At 30.0% G+C, this 18213-nt stretch carries 21 protein-coding genes; 11 read left to right on the top strand and 10 right to left on the bottom strand.

The genetic code is table 11. The annotated features are described in order from the left end of the window. Positions 1–13: 13 nt before the first annotated feature. Together LQ688_RS09390 and LQ688_RS09385 are read left to right on the top strand one after the other, a co-directional pair. Positions 14–940, top strand: a complete 927-nt coding sequence (locus tag LQ688_RS09390) for a manganese-dependent inorganic pyrophosphatase (protein WP_016999082.1) — start codon at positions 14–16, stop codon at positions 938–940. A 23-nt stretch (positions 941–963) separates the two neighbouring features. Further along, the gene (locus tag LQ688_RS09385) at positions 964–1239 is read left to right on the top strand and encodes a GNAT family N-acetyltransferase (RefSeq protein ID WP_016999083.1); all 276 of its coding nucleotides are present in this window, start codon (positions 964–966) and stop codon (positions 1237–1239) included. An 88-nt stretch (positions 1240–1327) separates the two neighbouring features. On the opposite strand, the gene LQ688_RS09380 is transcribed toward LQ688_RS09385, so the two are convergent. Together LQ688_RS09380 and LQ688_RS09375 are read right to left on the bottom strand one after the other, a co-directional pair. Further along, entirely contained in the window at positions 1328–1630 is a 303-nt protein-coding gene (locus LQ688_RS09380) for a hypothetical protein (protein ID WP_239752743.1), read from the bottom strand. After that, positions 1623–2597, bottom strand: a complete 975-nt coding sequence (locus LQ688_RS09375) for a Gfo/Idh/MocA family protein (RefSeq protein ID WP_064205136.1) — start codon at positions 2595–2597, stop codon at positions 1623–1625. Before LQ688_RS09375 ends, LQ688_RS09380 begins: the two co-directional genes overlap by 8 nt. A 121-nt stretch (positions 2598–2718) precedes the next feature. On the opposite strand from LQ688_RS09375, the gene LQ688_RS09370 reads away from it, so the two are divergent. Next, complete coding sequence (locus LQ688_RS09370; RefSeq protein WP_135021527.1) at positions 2719–4095, top strand: aldehyde dehydrogenase; 1377 nt, start codon at positions 2719–2721, stop codon at positions 4093–4095. 220 nt (positions 4096–4315) lie between these two features. Here LQ688_RS09370 and LQ688_RS09365 read toward each other — a convergent pair whose 3' ends face one another. From LQ688_RS09365 to pglS, 4 genes are all read right to left on the bottom strand, one after another. Next, positions 4316–5074, bottom strand: coding sequence for an ABC transporter permease (locus LQ688_RS09365; protein WP_016999087.1), 759 nt, complete (start codon positions 5072–5074; stop codon positions 4316–4318). Next, positions 5074–5796: an ABC transporter ATP-binding protein gene (locus LQ688_RS09360; protein WP_064204940.1), complete on the bottom strand. Its 723-nt coding sequence runs from the start codon at positions 5794–5796 to the stop codon at positions 5074–5076. Before LQ688_RS09360 ends, LQ688_RS09365 begins: the two co-directional genes overlap by 1 nt. A gap of 183 nt (positions 5797–5979) precedes the next feature. Next, complete coding sequence (locus LQ688_RS09355) at positions 5980–6756, bottom strand: carbon-nitrogen family hydrolase (protein WP_016999089.1); 777 nt, start codon at positions 6754–6756, stop codon at positions 5980–5982. 15 nt (positions 6757–6771) lie between these two features. Further along, positions 6772–7806, bottom strand: coding sequence for a 6-phosphogluconolactonase (gene pglS, locus LQ688_RS09350; protein ID WP_016999090.1), 1035 nt, complete (start codon positions 7804–7806; stop codon positions 6772–6774). A 450-nt stretch (positions 7807–8256) separates the two neighbouring features. On the opposite strand from pglS, the gene LQ688_RS09345 reads away from it, so the two are divergent. The 4 genes from LQ688_RS09345 to agrA are packed head-to-tail and all read left to right on the top strand — an operon-like array spanning position 8257 to position 11023. Beyond that, a complete protein-coding gene (locus LQ688_RS09345) occupies positions 8257–8832 on the top strand; it encodes an accessory gene regulator AgrB (RefSeq protein ID WP_016999091.1) in 576 nt (191 codons plus the stop codon). Further along, positions 8829–8969 (top strand): cyclic lactone autoinducer peptide AgrD, encoded by a 141-nt coding sequence (gene agrD / locus LQ688_RS09340; RefSeq protein WP_016999092.1) that lies wholly within the window; start codon positions 8829–8831, stop codon positions 8967–8969. The genes LQ688_RS09345 and agrD overlap by 4 nt, the downstream gene beginning before the upstream one ends. A 24-nt stretch (positions 8970–8993) precedes the next feature. Then, positions 8994–10310, top strand: a complete 1317-nt coding sequence (agrC, locus tag LQ688_RS09335; protein ID WP_016999093.1) for a quorum-sensing sensor histidine kinase AgrC — start codon at positions 8994–8996, stop codon at positions 10308–10310. Then, positions 10307–11023 carry a quorum-sensing response regulator AgrA gene (agrA, locus tag LQ688_RS09330; RefSeq protein ID WP_016999094.1) on the top strand — a complete coding sequence of 239 codons (717 nt, stop codon included), beginning with the start codon at positions 10307–10309 and terminating at the stop codon, positions 11021–11023. The genes agrC and agrA overlap by 4 nt, the downstream gene beginning before the upstream one ends. Positions 11024–11084: 61 nt before the next feature. Here agrA and LQ688_RS09325 read toward each other — a convergent pair whose 3' ends face one another. Further along, positions 11085–11303: a hypothetical protein gene (locus LQ688_RS09325; RefSeq protein WP_016999095.1), complete on the bottom strand. Its 219-nt coding sequence runs from the start codon at positions 11301–11303 to the stop codon at positions 11085–11087. A gap of 244 nt (positions 11304–11547) precedes the next feature. On the opposite strand from LQ688_RS09325, the gene LQ688_RS09320 reads away from it, so the two are divergent. Beyond that, on the top strand, positions 11548–12513 hold the full coding sequence (locus LQ688_RS09320; RefSeq protein WP_239752742.1) for an LPXTG cell wall anchor domain-containing protein: 966 nt from the start codon (positions 11548–11550) through the stop codon (positions 12511–12513). 199 nt (positions 12514–12712) lie between these two features. Here LQ688_RS09320 and LQ688_RS09315 read toward each other — a convergent pair whose 3' ends face one another. Continuing rightward, a complete protein-coding gene (locus LQ688_RS09315; protein WP_016999097.1) occupies positions 12713–12880 on the bottom strand; it encodes a hypothetical protein in 168 nt (55 codons plus the stop codon). 248 nt (positions 12881–13128) lie between these two features. On the opposite strand from LQ688_RS09315, the gene LQ688_RS09310 reads away from it, so the two are divergent. Both LQ688_RS09310 and LQ688_RS09305 read left to right on the top strand, forming a co-directional pair. After that, positions 13129–14100 carry a bile acid:sodium symporter family protein gene (locus LQ688_RS09310; RefSeq protein ID WP_194200041.1) on the top strand — a complete coding sequence of 324 codons (972 nt, stop codon included), beginning with the start codon at positions 13129–13131 and terminating at the stop codon, positions 14098–14100. A 386-nt stretch (positions 14101–14486) separates the two neighbouring features. Beyond that, positions 14487–15524, top strand: a complete 1038-nt coding sequence (locus LQ688_RS09305) for a C45 family autoproteolytic acyltransferase/hydrolase (RefSeq protein WP_016999099.1) — start codon at positions 14487–14489, stop codon at positions 15522–15524. Positions 15525–15596: 72 nt separating this feature from the next. Here the strand turns inward: LQ688_RS09305 and LQ688_RS09300 are convergent, their stop codons facing one another. Together LQ688_RS09300 and LQ688_RS09295 are read right to left on the bottom strand one after the other, a co-directional pair. Next, positions 15597–16436 carry a DUF4097 family beta strand repeat-containing protein gene (locus LQ688_RS09300; RefSeq protein WP_016999100.1) on the bottom strand — a complete coding sequence of 280 codons (840 nt, stop codon included), beginning with the start codon at positions 16434–16436 and terminating at the stop codon, positions 15597–15599. Next, positions 16436–16981 (bottom strand): HAAS signaling domain-containing protein, encoded by a 546-nt coding sequence (locus LQ688_RS09295; RefSeq protein WP_239752741.1) that lies wholly within the window; start codon positions 16979–16981, stop codon positions 16436–16438. Before LQ688_RS09295 ends, LQ688_RS09300 begins: the two co-directional genes overlap by 1 nt. A gap of 151 nt (positions 16982–17132) precedes the next feature. Here LQ688_RS09295 and LQ688_RS09290 point away from each other — a divergent pair, with 151 nt between their 5' ends. Further along, the gene (locus LQ688_RS09290; RefSeq protein WP_216683571.1) at positions 17133–18170 is read left to right on the top strand and encodes a S66 family peptidase; all 1038 of its coding nucleotides are present in this window, start codon (positions 17133–17135) and stop codon (positions 18168–18170) included. Positions 18171–18213: the final 43 nt, after the last annotated feature.

The raw sequence follows: 18213 nt of genomic DNA, 5'->3' as shown, positions 1-18213 counted from the left end.
AGGAGAATTCACATTGGTAAATACATTAATTTTTGGACATAAAAATCCTGACACAGATACTATTGCTTCAGCTTTAGTAATGCAAGACTTACAAAAAGAATTAGGTAATGATGTAGAAGCAGTAAGATTAGGAGAAGTATCTGACGAAACACAATTCGCTTTAGATTACTTCAAAGTAGAAGCACCATCACTATTAGAAACTTCTGTAAAAGATAGAGAAGTTATCCTAGTTGATCACAATGAATTCCAACAAAGTGCTGATGATATTGCAGACGCTACAGTTACTATGGTGGTTGATCATCACAGAATTAGCAATTTTGAAACAGCTGCACCTTTATACTACAGAGCAGAGCCTGTTGGGTGTACAACGACAATCCTTAAAAAAATGTATGAAGAACATAACATCGAAATCAAACCAGAAATTGCTGGTTTAATGATTTCAGCAATTATTTCAGACACTTTATTATTTAAATCTCCTACATGTACTGAAGAAGATATTAAAGCAAGTGAAGCATTAGCGAAAATTGCCAATGTTGATTTAAATGAATATGGTCTAGAGATGCTTAAAGCTGGTGCATCTGTTAAAGGTAAATCACCAGAATTCCTATTAAATATGGATGCTAAATCTTTCAATATGGATGATAAAGTTGTTAGAGTTGCTCAAGTTAACACAGTTGATGTTAATGAAGTATTAGAAATCAAAGAAGATGTTGAAAATGAAATCAATAAAATCATTGCTAATGAGCAGTATGATTTATTTGTATTCATCATCACTGATATACTAAATAGTGATTCAACAGTTATTGCTCTAGGTAAAGAACAACAAGCTGTTGAAAAAGCATTCAGTACTAAGTTAGAAAACAACCAAGCATTATTAGCTGGCGTGGTATCACGTAAGAAGCAAGTAGTACCACCAATTGATGATGTTTTAGGTAAATAACTTTTATAAGGAGTGTGTTTGCAATGGAAATTAAACAAGGTACGAACAAGTTCTATGTTGGAGAATCAGAAGATCAATTTGATGCTGAAATCACGTATCATGATTCAGATGGTAATGTTCTCGTAGTTGATCACACGTTTGTAGACCCGTCACTACGTGGACAAGGAACAGCTAGAAAGTTAGTAGACACTGTTATTGACAAGGCCCGAAACGAAGGCAAAGTTATAGACCCTGTATGTCCATATGTAAAAGACGTTATGGACAAAGACCAAAGCACACACGACGTATTAAAGAAATAATAATTTAAGTAAAAAGCCTCCTAATCCATTAATTAAAAATCTAACGGATTAGGAGGCTTTTTCAATCTAGAAACTAATGTCTCACCACTTATATATCAGTACTTTCTATTAATCTTTTCAAAAGTGTTTTATGTTTTGGTTTAGCTTCTTGTTCTGTACATTTATTCATTGGTGGATAACCAAGGTCTTTTGCATCTTTGAATGTAACTTCATCAATATAATTTGATGCTGCTTCATAATCATAACAGTTTGGAAAAGCATATTTATGATTAAAGTGATCCACAACAACTCTTGTAGTAGATGATGGTTCTTGTTTAAACGGCACAGTTGTAGCAATAACAATTAATATAATGATAATAATACTAACGGTTATTATGACTTTTTTAGTCATTAAATTGAACCCCTACTTGATTTCTAATTTCATCTAATACTTTCAAAGTGTCTATCGTTCTTTGGTGTGTATTAATAGAAGACTCTGTTTTATTATTTTCAATACATTTTATAAACTCTTCTATTTCTTCTTTCATTGTATAATCATCACTATCGCTATAAGTATCTTTTATTGAACCATCTTTATTAAATACATTTATAACAGTAGGAGCACTTATCTTATTTATAGTTACATAACCATCTTCTCCAATGATTTCAGAAGGACTTGGTCGATCACATATTTTAGAATAACTTATTGTGACTTGGAATGAATCATAATTTAAAATCGCATTACCTTGGCCATCAGCCCCTGTATTTAATTTGAACCCAGTTGCTTTTATTTCTTTAGGGAATCCGAATAAATGGATAGCCGGTGCAACTGCATATACACCTAAATCCATTAATGCGCCGTTTCCTAACTCTGGTTTAAAAGCATTTTCAACTATACCTTCTTTATATTTATCATATCGAGAAGAGTATTGATGATAGTGAAAATCTGCATAACGTATTTCTCCGATATCTGCATTTGCTTTAGCAAACTGTAAAAATGGTTTTAATACAGTTGATTTCATCGCTTCCATAACAGTTACATTATATTCATGTGCGAGTTTAGATAATGCTTCAAATTGTTCCACATTGATAGTAGCTGGTTTTTCTATTAAAACATGTTTGTTATTTTCAATTGCCAACTTTGCTTGTTCAAAGTGAAATGCATTAGGTGAAGCAATATATACAGCGTCAAAATTGGATGATTCACAAAATTGATTTAAATCTGTAAAAATTTCTTTTAAATCATGTTTGTCTTTAAAATAATTAGCTCTTTCTTCTGTTCTAGAATATACAGCATAAGGTTCGAAAGTAGCTGTTTGTCTACCACACTCTATTAATTTATCAGTTATCCAATTTGTACCTATAAAACCAAATTTCATGATGTTCACCTTTTCTTAATAAATTTTTGTTAATTTTTACTTTTTAGAAATAAAGACTTCGCTTTTAATTATAACTATTGTTAAAATATATACAATAGAAGTTATAAAGGAGATATTAACTTTGACTATAGCAAACCAATTCGAGACAATTCAATCATTTTTTGATAGCGATATAACAAAGGATATTAAATTCAGAAAAAAACAACTTAGATTATTAAAAAAATCTATTAAATCGCATGAAACAGAATTATTAGCAGCATTAAAGCAAGATTTAGGTAAAAATTCAGTTGAATCATATGCAACAGAAATTGGTTACATTTACAAAAGTATCTCGTTGATGCTTAAGGATGTCAAGAACTTGGCTGGCAAGAAAAACGTAAATACGCCAGTATTCTTATTTCCTGCAAAAAGTTATACTGTAAACGAACCTTATGGAACGGTTTTAATTATCGGTCCTTTTAACTATCCATTCCAATTAGTAATGGAACCATTAATTGGCGCAATTTCAGCAGGAAACTGTGCTGTCGTTAAACCTTCTGAACTTACGCCTAATGTGAGTCAAATCATTCAACAAATAATTGAAGATGTATTCCCCGCTTCATACATATCTTGTATAACTGGTGAACAAAATGTAACAGAAGAATTATTACAACAACCGTTTGATTTTATATTCTTTACAGGTTCTACAAAAGTTGGGCAAATTGTATATGAACAAGCGAGTAAGCAACTTATACCAGTTGCGCTAGAATTAGGTGGCAAAAGTCCAGCTATTGTAGATAAAACAGCTAATATTAAAGTTGCAGCAGAACGAATCGCTTTTGGTAAATTTATCAACGCAGGTCAAACTTGTGTAGCACCTGATTATGTTATTATTGACGCATCAATCAAACAACAATTCATTAAAGCAATTCAATCAACTATTCAAGAGTTTTATACTAAAAATGCTAAAAACAGTGAAGATTTTGGCAGAATTGTTAATGAGAAACATGCAAACAGACTGAATTCGCTCATTAATAATACAAATGGCGAAATTGTTTATGGTGGAGAAACTAACGTAACAGATCGTTATATAGAACCTACAATTGTTGATAATGTGAAGTTTGATGACGTTTTAATGGAAGATGAAATATTTGGACCAATTCTACCTATTATGTCGTACGATGCATTCGGAGATGCGATACAATTCATAAAGAATAAACCTAAACCACTTTCTCTATATTTATTTAGTGAAGATGAGAATCATACAGATGAAGTTGTTAATCGTATATCATTTGGTGGTGGTTGCATCAATGATACGTTAATGCATGTTGGCAATCATAACTTGCCTTTCGGTGGTGTAGGACACTCTGGTATCGGTCGTTATCATGGAAAAGCATCATTTGAATTATTCAGTAACCAAAAAGGAATTATGTTCAAAACGACGAAATTAGAAACAGGCGTGCTCTTCCCCCCTTATAAGGGTAAAGGGAAATACGTCAGAGCAATGTTTAAAAAATAAATAAGAGTGGGACAAAAATCTTATTTTAATAAAAAGATTTCGTAGTCCTACCCAGGCAAAGAAAGAGGCTGAGACATAAATAATGTCCCAGCCTCTTTCTTTGTATTGATAGTAATGTACTTGACTCCTATATTGTTTGTGGATTTTTCTCAGTAATCTTGCCAATAAGGAGACCGTTATGTTGCACGCAGATCACGTCTTACATCATTTGTTACCTTATTTACTCAAAACGGCTTTCTATTAATTGTTTTTTACTATTAAATAATGTTGGATATGATAGAAATCCTAATATTACACTCGTTGTAACTGCTGATGTTATTAATATAAATACAATTAAGATTTGAAAGAATACTGCATCAATTGGGTCAGCACCTGCAATAATTTGACCGCTCATCATTCCAGGTAATTGTACGAGTCCTATAGTCTTCTGTTGTTCTATTGTAGGAATAGCACTTGTTTGTATAGAAGTCATCAATTGCTTATGAATAGCTTGTTTTGGTGTGCCTCCTAAAGATAGTATCAGCTTTACTAAATTTTCATTTTGTTGAATCTCTGAAATAAATCGATTTAAGAATAAAATACTTAACACCATCGCATTACCAATAACCATACCAGTTATAGGAATTACATATTGCGGAGTTGGTGGTATAATTTTCAAACCAATAAGAATGCCTTGTGTTATTAACTCAATCGATACATACGCTAACAACAATTTCCAAGTGATACCTGGAATAGATAAGCCTTTCTTTCTAGCATTTTGAGTTGCTGCACCTATAATTAATACGACCATCAATATCATAAATATTGGATTATCTTTATCAAAAATAAATTGTAATATATATCCTACAATTAATAATTGAATAAAAGACCTTATACCAGCGATAACCGTGTCTTTTTCTAAACCTAATTTCAGTGATTTAGAAATAACTATAGGAATAATTATAAAAATTACCATTAATATCAAAGAAGTTATACTCATTATATTTTAGCTCCTATGAATTTTTTTACTTTCTTATTTGTAGTATGTCTGATTTCTTCACTTGTACCAATTTCAACAACTTCTCCGTTCATCATGACCCAAATATAATCACTCATACGAATTGCTTGGTTAACATCATGTGTAATCCAAATCATCGTAACATCATGCTTTTTATTAATGAGTGTTAATAATGATTCAATAGCTTCGACTGAGCTTCTGTCTAGAGCTGAAGTTACTTCATCTAGCAACATAACACTTGGCTTGGTAACTAAAGAGCGAGCTAATGATAATTTTTGTTTTTCGCCACCAGATAATTCTTTACTATCTTTATTTAAAAATGATATTGGTAAGTCAACATCTTTTAAAAATCCTTCAGCTTCTTTATCTGTCATAGTTCTATTTTGTAATGTTAAAGGAAGTTCTAAATTATCTTTAACGGTACCATTAATCATTGTTGCTTCTTGTGAGACAAGTTGCACTTTTCTTCTTAGTTTAATAGCTTCATATTCATTAATTAAATGCCCATCAATAAAAATATCTCCCTCTGTTGGAGAGTTTAAAGCATTAATAAATGATAATAAAGTAGACTTTCCAGCGCCTGATGGCCCTATAATTGTAGTAATCTTACCTTGATATATTTTACCGTTCACTTTATTTAAAATTTTACTACCTTCTATTTCATAGCCTATATTTTTAAATTCTACATCTACTTGTTCAGACAATCTAATACCCCCTTATATAAAGCTGCATATATGACAATTTTGATTTTAAACTTTTATTTAAATATATCAATAAAAATTTTTACTTTTAACAATATTACACTTAAAAATTAAAAAACTCTTCATTAGATTTTTTATCACTAATGAAGAGTTTTTTATATCGTACTCAAAATTATTTAGTTAATTTTAATATAAATCTGTTCGTAAACTATTAAAAATAGGAATAGATTCTCTAATTTGGCTTTGGGCATTTAAATCTAAATTAACAACTAATGTGCCTTCACCTTCATACAAACAGTCGATAAGTGCACCGTCTGGGCTATATGCTAAACTATGCCCTCCAAATTCGTTATCATCACATTTACCTACAGTATTACATGCTACTACGTAAATCTGGTTTTCAATTGCTCTTGCTTGTAATAATGCTTTCCAATGATCAATACGTGATTTTGGCCATTCAGCAGGTACAAAAATGACTTTAGCATCTTCTAATGTTAATGAACGTGATAATTCAGGAAATCTTAAGTCATAACAGATAATAGAACCCATCTCAATTTCATCTATATGAAATACAGTTGGCTTTTTTTCTCCAGAAGTTAAAAAATGATGCTCGTTTAACATTGGAACGAGATGTGCTTTATCGTAAGTATTAATGAGTTTCCCTTCTTTATTTACAATAAGCGCTCTATTATAAATGTCTTCACCTTTTTTATAAGCAATAGAACCTGCAATAATATGTTTCTTAACCTCTTTTGCTTTGTTTTTTAAAAAAGGTATTATCACTTCCCCATCAACATCAGCAATGTTCTCTAATTCATTTAATCGATATGATGTGTTCCACATTTCAGGTAACACAGCTATATCTATATCTGTAGCTAAACTATCTAACCATTGACTAACTTTTTCTATATTTTCATCAGGTTTACCTGGTATTACATGCATTTGATATAAAGCTATTTTCATTCTATTCACCTTCAATCAGATAAATTGAACACATACACCTTCAGCGGCTTTTTGTTCATTTTCTATTTCTGTTAATTTACCAGTTTCTTTATTTCTACTGAATAACACTAAATTATAAGAATGTTCATGTGCTACAACTAAGAATGAATCACTTGGAGTAATATTAAAGTCTCTTGGCCAAGTACCTCCACTTGAAACAATTTCAACTAATTCAAGATTCGCACCATCACCTAGTATTTTAAATACAGCAATACTATTATGACCACGATTTGACGCATATACGAATCTACCATCATGACTTAATCTAACTGCAGCTATTTGTGAATTTAATTCAAAATCATCAGGAATAGTCATTTGTGGTTCAGTAACCGGGCTAAACACACCATTTTCATATGATAATACAATTATAGTATTGCTTAATTCTGTAACTAAATAAGCATATTTGCCACTAGGATGGAATGCTAAATGTCTCGGTCCACTTCCAGCTTGGAATTTCGTCGTTTCATATAGTTCTAATCCGCCTAAAGAGTATTTAAACGTTCTTATTACATCTGCCCCTAAATCAACTGTAACAATATAGTCTAAATCTGGTGTTTGCATTGCATAATGAATATGGCTACCATCTTGTCTTTCTTTATTAGGTCCATTACCATCACCATGATATGAATCGATTAATCTAAGGACTTCCCCATTTTCAGGATTAAGTTCATATAATCTTACTATGCCTGCACCGTATACTGCTTCAAATAAAAATTTACCATCTTCAGATATTGAAATATGACAACCTGTACCTTCTGTTGAAGCTAAGCAATCATTTATAAATGTTAAACTTTTATCTTCATTAATTAGAAAACTTGCGACACCACAATCATCGCCTTGTTTTTTAACTGCGTATAAATATTTACCATGTTGCATAATATATGTAGAAGCTTCTACTTCATAGCCTACTTCTACTTTTTCTATAGTTTGATCATTTTCATCAACATCAAATCTATAAATACCCTTTCCATCCTTTTTTGTATAACTACCAATATAACCTTGTGTTTTCATAAAATATAATTCCTCCCTAAATTATCTCTTTGTCTTCATTCTACATGAAATTACTGAATAACTATAATAAAAAACGTATACCAAAAGGCATACGCTCTAATAACTTATATAATCATAACATTTTAACAAATGAAAATTAACCAAATAAATCACTAAAAAACGCCACAAACCACTTAAAAATACTACTGATAGCGTTCACTATGTCACCTGCCATAAAGGAACCCCCTTTATTCACCTTATTACTTAGTCATTATCATTTTATAATATTATAATTAATATAATTAAAGTTTTCCCTAAGTCGTAATATTTCGTGCTTAACTGCAATAAAAATATGTTAATATATAAATATAAATAAAAACTCAAACAGTTGGGCATTGAAATAATACAGTTAGGCAAAAGAAGTAAAATGTAAACCATTATGATTTATAATTAAGTGTGAGGAGGGGCGCTATGTATCAACCAGTACAAACCCAAATTGATAAAATTGCTACAAGTCTTCAAAATTCAAATAATTTAGACCATGTAAGCTATTTAAAGGTAAAGTATGGACTAGAAGTATTTGTAGGGAATATTATGAAGACTGTTGTTATATATGGTGCTGCCCTTCTAAGCCATATATTCTTCTATACACTTATTGTTCACCTTAGTTATTTTGCTATAAGATATTTTGCATTTGGTGCGCATGCAAAATCTACTTTTTTATGTACCATTCAAAGCCTAATAATGTTTGTGATTACACCGCTAATTGTCATCAATATAAACGTACCGTATTGGATATTTTTGACATTAGCGCTCATAGGGTACATAATCATTATGAAATATGCACCTATGGAAACTAAAAAACATCCACTATTAGGTAAGTGGAAAAAGGGTTTAAAACTTAGGTCAATCATTGCAGCTACAATTTTGATAATCATTTCTTTATTCGTTAAAGAACCCTATCAACAATTAATCTGTTTGGGATTGATCTTCGAATCTGTATCACTATTACCTATATTTTATAAAAAGGAGGAAACAATATCATGAATTTATTAGCAGGATTATTTTCAAAAACAATTTCTAACGTTTTATCAGCAATCGGTGAGAAAGCAGTAATCAGAGGGTGTACAGCATTTTTAGATGAAACTGAAGTACCAGCTGAATTATTAAAAGAAAAACAATAAGTTGTCAATAAGGAAGTGTAATATATGGACTCGCTTTCTAATATAGAATCTTTACCTTTTGGTTTATTACAGGTCGTACTATTTACAATTTTATTAGCTATCACACAGAATTATCGATATAACAAAAGGGATTATGTAATCTTATTTATAGGGTTCATAATCCCTTCACTTTCTTTTTATTATCTGTTTGGCATGGGGGCTATAATATACGTATGCCTTTTTAATTTTGTATTTTTTTATAATAAATTTAAATTATTCGGCATTATAAATACTTTAATCGTTATTATTATTTCAGTAGTTTCTGACTATTTATCAATTTTAACTACTAGATATATTATAGATATTGTTGATAGTATGACTTATTATTTCATTTGTTATACTATTATCCATTCATTTATAACTATCTCTATTGCAGTTTTAATTAGGATGTTAATGAACAAACTTAAATTAAGTTATTTATATAATAACCGTATTTATTTACTGTTGTTAGCTGCGTTCCTTGCTCTATCATTTTTTGTGTTCTATATTTATATGCCTGAGAACTATGATACTGAAAAAGAGTTTGAGTTCCAAACTTTATTTTATGTTATTTATGTTTGTGTGGCGGCAATTTTTGTCATTTTAATTTCTTTTACGGTCATCAGAGAAATGGCTTTACAGCGTACTAAAAAGGAGATTAATCATTATTATAAATATACCTTACAAATTGAACAAATTAATAATGAAATGAGAAAGTTTCGTCATGATTATATCAATATTCTTGCTACTTTGTCTGAGTATATTAGACAAGAAGATATGGATGGTTTAAGCAAATATTTTGATGAAAATATTGCGCATTTACATGATGATATGAAGTTAAATACGATTAAAATAAATGGCTTACAGAACTTGCATGTAAGAGAGATTAAAGGTTTGCTAACAACTAAAATTATTCAATCCCAAGAGCAAAATATTAATATTAGTGTTGAAGTTACTGAACAAATTGATCATATCAATATGAATATTGTTGAGTTGAGTAGATGTATAGGTATCATAATGGATAATGCTATTGAAGCATCTGAGTTTGTTGATGCACCTACTATTCAAATTGCTTTTATTAAAAATGAAGAATCTGTGCTACTCGTATTTATGAATAAATGTTCTAAAGATACACCAAAAGTACATAAGTTATTTGAAGACCAATTTTCTACAAAAGGTCGTAAACGAGGTATTGGTTTAACAACATTAAAAGAAGTAACTGAAAAGACTGAGAATGTTTTTTTAGATACGTATATTAATGATCAATTCTTTATTCAAAAGCTCGAGATTTTAAATGATCATAATGAGGAAGTGATACGATGAAAATTATCATTTGCGAAGATGACCCAAAACAATTAGAACGAATGCAAACAATCATTAATAATTATATTATGATTGAAGAAAAAGAAATGTCTATTGAGCTTGCGACTAATGATCCTTATGAGTTACTAGAACATGTAAAGACTTCTAATGATATCGGTTGTTATTTCTTAGATATCCAACTAGATGCTGATATAAATGGAATTACTTTAGCGAGCGAGATTAGAAAACATGACCCTATTGGTAATATAATCTTTGTTACAAGTCATAGTGAATTAACTTATTTAACGTTTGTTTATAAAGTTGCTGCTATGGATTTTATATTTAAAGATGACCCTGATCAGCTCAAGACACGAGTTATTGATTGTTTAGACACTGCTTATATCCGTTTAGGCATGTTATCTAAAAATACTAATGTTGAAAAATTAGAATTAACGCGTGGTAGTAATTCAGTATATGTCCAATATGATGATGTCATGTTTTTTGAATCATCAACTAAATCTCATCGATTAATAGCTCATCTTGATAATAGACAAATCGAATTTTACGGCAGTCTAAAAGAACTAACAAATCTAGACGACAGATTTTTTAGATGTCATAACAGCTTTGTTATAAACCGTCGAAATGTTGATAGAATTGATACAAAAGATCGCACTGTTTACTTTAATAATGGTGAACATTGTTATGCGTCTGTAAGAAATATAAAAAAGATTTAACTTTCATTTTATACATAAAGGGGTAAGCCATTATATTTATGGTTTACCCCTTTAATTATTACTATTCATTTTTTAATGATTCTTTAAATGATTCGATGTCTTCTATGTAGTATTTTACTTCACCGCACGATAAACAAACAGCAGCTTTAGGTACAGCAATCGCTTTTTTCAAGACGTCATCCGTTTCTTCTTCTTTAACTAACCTTACATCAACTAGAGTACCTGGTACGTTAATACGAAGTTCGTCAACCATTTCTTGATTACAGCTTTTACATATCATACAAGAACATCTCCCCTTTATTTATCTAAATCTTTTTGTTTATTTTACTCCTATATGCTCTTTGATGCAAAACTGAAGCATCTTACTTTTAGTGAATATTATAATTTATTATAACTCAATATTTCTTGATTTTATATAAGTTAAAAATTCTATGTAAATTTTATAAAATAATCCTAGCATATCCAGATTGTTTATGGCATAATAAAAATATCACCGGTGATATTAATTATAAAGGAGGTTGTGTATGAAGATATTTCTTCTCTTCATAAGTTTTACAACTACTTTCTTAATTTGTATAACATTAAATTCATCCAATATAACCTATGCAGAAACAAGTGAAACACCCATTGCTTTTCAATTTCTCACTTCCACTAATCAACCCATTCCTAATGAAACATTTCAACTTCAATTAGATAATGAAACGAAGTCTTTAACAACTAAATCTGATGGACTCGCTATTATACAAATCCCCAATGCATCTTTAAAGAAAAGCTACGTACTTACTACTTCTAATCAACAAACATTTACGGTTGAACCTAATAAACTCTATAGATTAACATCATCTCATAATACTATTTCTACTCCTTCTAATATAAATAGCCAAAACATTAGCATTAATGTTATATCAAATACTTACCAACAATTAAATAATATAGAAGTTAAATTGATAGGTAACAATCAAGAATTTACAGGTAAAACTAATCAAAATGGTCAAGTAGTAATTGAAATACCTGCGAACATCCAAAGAGACACTCTATTTAATGTACAAATTCAAGGTGTAGACACTAAGTCCACAATCAAAATTGGTGAAGATAAATATTACACATATAGTAGTAATAACAAGCAAGCTTCACTCCATATTACAAATAATACTAGCCCTCAAGCCATAGTTACTAATAACAATCCAAATGATACTAATCATTTCCCTAACCAAACTGATTCATTAAACAATTCGCAATCAAACACTCAGAACACAAATCATAATTATCAAATTTCTATAGTTAAAGACAATTTAACTTCAAATAATTCTAAAACCACTGAGACAGAACAAAAAGATACAAATAAAAAAGCCTTGTCCGAAAAGAAAACACTTCCTGATACAGGACAAAACAATCATATAATTAAATATATTTTTAGCACACTTTTTATAGCTATAGCTACTACTATATTCTTTATATTAAAGCGTAAAAGAACTCAAAAACAAAATTAGATCATATTAAAATTACACCCCCTCCTAAATATTCAATTATAATTTTAAATATTCTTTAAATCACTTTATTCATATACCTTTACCCCTATTATTTTTAAAAGTGTAATTTTAATTAATATTCTTTAACGCATTAAAATAAAATTTGGTAGTTAAATAAAAAAGAGCAATCACTTATACTAAGTGATTGCTCTCCTCATTTTTAATTATTAGATTCAATTTCTGAAACTATCTCTTTAGTTTTTTGTTCTAGATCTTCAAAATCCTTTTTAAATACAAATGCTAAGACAGCTACACCTGCACCAACAGCTACTGTTGTAATTGCAATTAAGATGAAAAAGAATTTGAAAATTCCTTTAATACAGTTCATTGAAGTCACCTCTATCATCATTTTCTACCATTTACATCATAACATAATAAGCATTATACATAAAAGATATACTCTCATTATACATCTAATTCATAGAATACGATTTAATTCTTGTATAAAATGTAACATTTATTGTATCGATTTTCATTTGATTTTTATTTTTAAATATTTCTTCTAATATACCATTGAAATAACTTCTGATTATTGGTAATATTCAGATTATTATTATAATTTGGAAGGTGTTCATTATGAGTAATTTAAAGAAATTTAGTCAGTTTATTAATAAAACTTTTGTCGTTTGGATGTTAATAGCTGCTATTTTAGGTTTTAGTTTTCCAGGTACCATCGCTCAAATAGCACCTTATATCCCTTATTTATTGGGTATAGTGATGTTTGGCATGGGTATGACCATTTCAACGAATGATTTTAAAGAAGTATTTAAATCACCTAAGAGTGTAATTATCGGCGTTATATTACAGTATACTGTAATGCCTGTCACTGCTTATTTAATTGCTAAAGGTTTAAATCTTAGTCCAGATATAGCTTTAGGTGTGATATTAGTAGGTTGTTGTCCTGGTGGCACAGCATCTAATGTAATTAGTTATTTAGCTAAAGCAAATACCGCTTTATCAGTTTCAATTACTACATTATCAACATTACTTGCACCAATTGTAACACCTTCTCTCATTTTCTTATTTGCTAGAGAATGGTTGCAAGTATCATTTATGGAAATGTTCATTTCAGTAGTTCAAGTAGTGTTAATCCCTATTATTTTAGGTGTAATTGTACAGAAATTCTTTAGACCGGTAGCAGAGAAATCTGTCGATATTTTACCTATTATTTCAGTTATTGCAATTTCATTGATCTTATCAAGTGTGGTTGCAGGTAATAAGACACAAATTATCGCAACTGGTTTATTATTGTTTGGTGTCGTTTTATTACATAATGTTTGTGGCCTCACTATTGGCTATCTTTTAGCCAAAGCATTAGGTTTAGGACGACCTGATAAACGAGCAATTTCTATTGAAGTTGGTATGCAAAATTCTGGCTTAGCTGTTTCATTAGCTACAGCTCACTTTAATCCACTATCAGCAGTACCAGGCGCAATATTTAGTTTCATACACTTATTAACAGGGCCTAGTATTGCAATATTTTGGTCAAACCAAACAAAGCGTGATCAAAAACAGGTTGAATCTGCACCTGTTACAGATAACTTGTAATAATTTAATATTATTAACTCAAAAACACACATTCGTTTTATTAGTTAAACGAATGTGTGTTTTTCTGATAATAGATATTTTCAATTTTTCTTTTTATGTTTAAAATACTTATCTTGTTGTATTTTAGTTGAATTAAATTGTTAACCTCTGTACCATTCTTTCCATTTCTTTTTTGTATAGATATATATTTGATTCCACATCATACATACCTCCTAAATAACTTAATGATATGTGATAAATTAAATATAACATGGTAAAAAATTACATAGGTTAAGACATTATTACAATCTCTTTAATTAATTATGACCAATATTAAGGTTTATAACTTATTTGCGTGACAAATGAAATATTTTCTAGCAAAATGAATAAGAATAGGAGTGATGATTTTGCAACAAGTAAGTATGCAAACATTTGAATTTAGAGGAAACCACTACGATTATGGAGTTGCGCAAGCTAAGTGGTTACAATCTACTAAAATGCTCGAAAACAGAGAAAAAGAATGGCGAGTTAGAAGACCTAGATTTGATATAAATATAAATGAAACGAAAAAAATATATCAGCAATTCGCCCCGCAAATATGGGAGGAACTGATGGGCATACAAGATACTCTAAAAATGCCTTTAGAGCAAGTCCTTCTTAATTACGGTCATTATAGAGTTTATGCTAAAGATAGTGGTTGTTCTGTATTTTTAGGTAAAAACTTTATGGTTCGAAACTATGATTACAATCCTGCTACTTATGATGGACGTTTCAGCTTATTCCAACCTACTGATGGTGGTTACGCACAAATTGGCCCAACATCTCGAGTAACTGGAAGAATGGACGGAATGAATGAACATGGTTTATCGATGGGTTATAATTTTATGCATCGTAAAAAGCCAGGTGATGGATTTGTATGTTATATGATCGGTCGTCTTATTTTAGAATGTTGTAAAAATATTGATGACGCTGTTTCGTTGTTGAAAGAAATCCCACATAGAAGTTCATTTAGTTACATTTTGATGGATGCATCTAACAACAGCATTATTGTAGAAGCTACACCAAGATCAGTAGTAACTAAAGAGAACATTCTTTGTACGAATCATTTTGAAGTATTAACACATGAAAATAGAAATTATATAAAAGAATCAGTAGAGCGATATAATAGAATTGAAAATATAACTAACGAAAATTTATCTTTAGAAACTGCTTTTGAATACTTTAATAACCCTGATTATGAAATTTATAGCAAACTTTTTAGAAGTTGGTCAGGTACGATACACACATCTGCTTATATTCCTGAACAACTAGAAGTTAAATTTGCATTAGGTGAAAATGGTTATATACACACTTTTAAATTTAATGATTGGTTACAAGGCAAACCTTTAGAATCACTAAATGTTTCAGGAGAACTAGATTCAGATATAATATTTGCAAGTGAATAAATGCATCAATTAAATAACCTCTAATCCATAAATTAAATTTAACGGATTAGAGGTTATATTTTATATAGCCTATTATTTAATTTTAATATCACCGTTATCAGTATAACTTTCAATAACATTTTTACCATTACCAACCTTTTCCCCGTGAAAAGCACTGTTTTCTATTTTTGTGCTACCTGAATCAGCATGTAATTGAAGTAATGTATCTTGTGGTTTATGTTTATAATCTATAAGTATATTTCCGTCTTCAGTAGATGCTTTAATATCACATTCATTTTTCAAATCTATTATTTTGATATTACCTATTGAAGTTATCATTTCATTATTTTTTAACACTGAGTTATCTACTGTGATATTACCTGTATCCAATTCTCCATTAAATTCATATAATTTGGAGTTTTTAATACCAATACTCCCAACATCGGCCATAGCTTTAACATGTTGAAAATCTACTTGATCAAACGTTATATTACCTGTCCCAGTAATAATATTACTATTTTTACTCTTAACATTTTCTATATTGATATTACCTGTATTAGTAGTGATATTAAATGCATTATAATTTTTTTCAGGAAGCGTTATCGTAAGATGATTATTAACTTTTCTAAAAGGAATAAAGTTAGCGTTAAATGTAAGCTTTTTATCTTGCTCAGAAAAATGTAGTAAATTGTTTTCTATATTTGCGTTAACTTTATGTTTTCCATCATAATTAATTTCTAAATAACGCCCCTTTTTTACATCTACATCTGTATTTTGAGCATTAATTATAATTTGATTCGTTTCATTGTTTTTAAATACTTTTTTGTATGTTTCTTGTTTTTCATACTGTTTGTTTACTGAAAACCATAGAAAAGTACCAAGTAATCCAAAAACTACAAAAATACTTAAACCTACAAAAAATAGTTTTTTCATTACTCCGCACTCCTCTTAATGATTTTTATACACCATCTTAAATATTTTAATATGCCTTTGTAACTTACTTCAATAAGTTTTAATCCAGTAATTAAGAGCATCAATCCGAGTCCTAAGAATGAAATAGCAAACATAATGTTCGTTACATCTATCCAATGGAATCCATTAATAAAGATGTTCACAACACTTACAATAGGTCCTAACATCATAACTGCTCCTATTAAGACTACTATTAATAGAATAAATGTTATAAAAAGAAATGGTGTAATGATAATTAAAATGTTGAAGAAACTTAGTCCTAGAGTTGCCATAATAGCATGAAAAACATTTTTAAAATTCGGAGCCATTTCTGCATCAGTTATAGCAGTATTGGCATATACTTTTTTTGCAATTGCTTTAGGGTTGCCAAGTTCATGGATAAGTTCTTCTTCATTTTGAGCCTCAAAAAACTTAGTCTCATATTCATACATAATTTTGTCTCTTTCCGCCTTCGGTAAACGAGACAATTCATCCTCTAAATAATTGAGGAACGTGATTTTATCCATATTCTGTTTCCCCTTTATTATTATCTCAAGTTTTCAATTTAATTTTAACACTTTTCCTACAAACAACATCATATTATCATCTGAAAAATTTGATTTCAAGTTATATCAGTGTGATATACTATGCACAACAAATAAATAAGGGGGTTTTGATATGAGTAAACTTATCAAGCCAAATAAGCTTTCTAAAGGTGACACAGTAGCGATTGTTTCTTTGTCTTCTGGTTTAGCTGGTGAAGAAGATATGATGTGGAGAACTAATGTTGGTATTGAAAGATTAAAAGATGTATTCGGATTGAAAGTAAAGGTAATGCCAAATGCGCTTAAAGGTTCAGATTTTACATACAACCATCCTGAAAAAAGAGCAGAAGATTTACATCAAGCACTCAGAGATCCTGAAGTTAAAGCAATTATCTGTTCTCTAGGTGGAGATGACTCTGTTCGTTTATGGCCTTATATAGATTTAGAGTTAATAAAAAATAATCCTAAAATATTTAGTGGGTATTCTGATACAACTGCGTTACATTTTATGTTTTATCAAGCTGGCGTTTCCAGTTTTTACGGTCCTTTGCTACTCACTGACTTCGCTGAAAATGTTGCAATGGATGATTATACTGTTCATTCAATTAAACAAACTTGGTTCCAAAACGAGCCAGTTGGTGATGTACCTACATCACCCCAAATTAGAAAATACGGTTTAAAATGGGATGAAAGCAACAAAGATATCAATAGAGAATCTTTCGATAATAACGGGTATGAAATTTTAAATGGAAAAGGAAAAGCAACTGGACGTTTAATTGGAGGTTGCATGGAATTATTCCATTCTTTAAAAGCAACAGATGTATTTCCAAATAAAGATGCTTTTGATGATGCTATATTGTTCATTGAGACAGCAGAAGTCCACGCTCCACCTTGGTTAATGGAAGATTACGTGCGTGCATTTGGTTCAATGGGAATTTTCGAAAGAATAAATGGCGTAATTATTGGTCGTCCTCAAGATGATGTTTATTATGAAGAATATAAAGAAGTTTGGACTAAAATGTTAAAAGAATGGAATCAAGAAGATATGCCAGTATTCTACAATGCAAGTTTTGGTCATAATGAACCGAAATGCATTATCCCATACGGGGCATTGGCTGAACTAAATGTAGATAAAGGTACTTTCTCAATTCTTGAAAATGCTGTAGAGTAATTAATCTTCAGTTATTCTGCTTTGCGATTTATTTCAGAATTGT

Source organism: Mammaliicoccus sp. J-M40 (genome assembly GCF_022386395.1).
GTDB lineage: Bacteria > Bacillota > Bacilli > Staphylococcales > Staphylococcaceae > Mammaliicoccus > Mammaliicoccus lentus.
This window is presented reverse-complemented; position numbering and strand designations above follow the sequence as displayed.

What these genes read in the sequence shown, in the direction of transcription:
- pglS (WP_016999090.1), bottom strand. Translation starts at nt 7,806, where the DNA reads ATGAAAACACAAGGTTATATTGGTAGTTATACAAAAAAGGATGGAAAG.
- LQ688_RS09310 (WP_194200041.1), top strand. Translation starts at nt 13,129, where the DNA reads ATGAGTAATTTAAAGAAATTTAGTCAGTTTATTAATAAAACTTTTGTC.
- LQ688_RS09325 (WP_016999095.1), bottom strand. Translation starts at nt 11,303, where the DNA reads ATGATATGTAAAAGCTGTAATCAAGAAATGGTTGACGAACTTCGTATT.
- LQ688_RS09375 (WP_064205136.1), bottom strand. Translation starts at nt 2,597, where the DNA reads ATGAAATTTGGTTTTATAGGTACAAATTGGATAACTGATAAATTAATA.
- LQ688_RS09320 (WP_239752742.1), top strand. Translation starts at nt 11,548, where the DNA reads ATGAAGATATTTCTTCTCTTCATAAGTTTTACAACTACTTTCTTAATT.
- LQ688_RS09290 (WP_216683571.1), top strand. Translation starts at nt 17,133, where the DNA reads ATGAGTAAACTTATCAAGCCAAATAAGCTTTCTAAAGGTGACACAGTA.
- LQ688_RS09345 (WP_016999091.1), top strand. Translation starts at nt 8,257, where the DNA reads ATGTATCAACCAGTACAAACCCAAATTGATAAAATTGCTACAAGTCTT.
- agrD (WP_016999092.1), top strand. Translation starts at nt 8,829, where the DNA reads ATGAATTTATTAGCAGGATTATTTTCAAAAACAATTTCTAACGTTTTA.
- agrC (WP_016999093.1), top strand. Translation starts at nt 8,994, where the DNA reads ATGGACTCGCTTTCTAATATAGAATCTTTACCTTTTGGTTTATTACAG.
- LQ688_RS09300 (WP_016999100.1), bottom strand. Translation starts at nt 16,436, where the DNA reads ATGAAAAAACTATTTTTTGTAGGTTTAAGTATTTTTGTAGTTTTTGGA.
- agrA (WP_016999094.1), top strand. Translation starts at nt 10,307, where the DNA reads ATGAAAATTATCATTTGCGAAGATGACCCAAAACAATTAGAACGAATG.
- LQ688_RS09295 (WP_239752741.1), bottom strand. Translation starts at nt 16,981, where the DNA reads ATGGATAAAATCACGTTCCTCAATTATTTAGAGGATGAATTGTCTCGT.
- LQ688_RS09315 (WP_016999097.1), bottom strand. Translation starts at nt 12,880, where the DNA reads ATGAACTGTATTAAAGGAATTTTCAAATTCTTTTTCATCTTAATTGCA.
- LQ688_RS09385 (WP_016999083.1), top strand. Translation starts at nt 964, where the DNA reads ATGGAAATTAAACAAGGTACGAACAAGTTCTATGTTGGAGAATCAGAA.
- LQ688_RS09365 (WP_016999087.1), bottom strand. Translation starts at nt 5,074, where the DNA reads ATGAGTATAACTTCTTTGATATTAATGGTAATTTTTATAATTATTCCT.
- LQ688_RS09380 (WP_239752743.1), bottom strand. Translation starts at nt 1,630, where the DNA reads ATGACTAAAAAAGTCATAATAACCGTTAGTATTATTATCATTATATTA.
- LQ688_RS09355 (WP_016999089.1), bottom strand. Translation starts at nt 6,756, where the DNA reads ATGAAAATAGCTTTATATCAAATGCATGTAATACCAGGTAAACCTGAT.